Source organism: Candidatus Hepatincolaceae symbiont of Strigamia maritima (genome assembly GCF_055505085.1).
Map to the genome: position 1 here is coordinate 1 of NZ_DBKDTU010000095.1, position 882 is coordinate 882.

Consider the following 882-nt stretch of genomic DNA (forward strand, 5'->3'; position numbering starts at 1 on the left):
ATTCCTTTTTTACTCATAATTTCCTATTATTTTGTTATATTAAATAAAACCCTACCTATTTTATCTTCTAAAGAGACATAATCTTGTGTATTATAAATAGTATTATTAGCTATTATTAACTCCTTAGAATTACCGGGTTTAATAGCAATAGATTTACTATTAAATAAACTTACCGAATCTATAGAAACTTTACTATCTTTTGGTATTTGGATAGTGCTATCAATTTCCATTTCTACTAATACCTGAAAATTTACTTTATTTAAAGTAATCTTTGTAACTTTTCCTATAGATACCCCGTTTATCACAACATCAGCTCCTGTTTCTAATGAAGAAACCTTATCAAAAACTGCATTTAATGTATAGGTTTTTATTCCTACATTCTTAATTTTAATATATGAAAAAACTACAAAGATTGTAGTAGCTACAATAATAATAAACCCAAAAAATATTTCTAAATATCTATTACTAATCATTTAATATTCCGTTTATGTTTATTTTCTAAATACCAATTAAGAGAATCTAAAATATCCTCAAGAGAAGTACCCTCTTGTGTAGAATCAATAGTGTCATTATTTTTTAAAAAGTTAGCATTAATTCCCATTAGTAGATTTAATACCTTATTTCCGGTAATTCCGTCACTAATTAAAATTGCAGCACTATCATCGGGTATTTTAATATTTTTTTCTATATTTAATTCTATCACCGGCTTTAAATTGCTGTTTAAATAAATATCTTTTATTGTGCCAACTTTATATCCTGAAATAAAAATTTTATCTTGTTTTTTGATGCCCTTAACATTTTTAAAAATAGCTTTATAAGTATTGTATGAATTATAATTTTTAGACCCATAAAACAATAAAATTATAAATATTCCTATAAAAA

2 protein-coding genes are annotated in these 882 nt (G+C 23.8%); both read right to left on the reverse strand.

The genetic code is table 11. The annotated features are described in order from the left end of the window. Positions 1-26: 26 nt before the first annotated feature. A complete protein-coding gene (locus ACQCX0_RS02315; RefSeq protein ID WP_462562548.1) occupies positions 27-473 on the reverse strand; it encodes an MlaD family protein in 447 nt (148 codons plus the stop codon). Next, positions 470-882, reverse strand: a 413-nt coding sequence (locus ACQCX0_RS02320; RefSeq protein WP_462562549.1) for an MlaD family protein, incomplete at its 5' end; no start/stop codon positions are given. The genes ACQCX0_RS02320 and ACQCX0_RS02315, both read right to left, overlap by 4 nt.

What these genes read in the sequence shown, in the direction of transcription:
- ACQCX0_RS02315 (WP_462562548.1), bottom strand. Translation starts at nt 473, where the DNA reads ATGATTAGTAATAGATATTTAGAAATATTTTTTGGGTTTATTATTATT.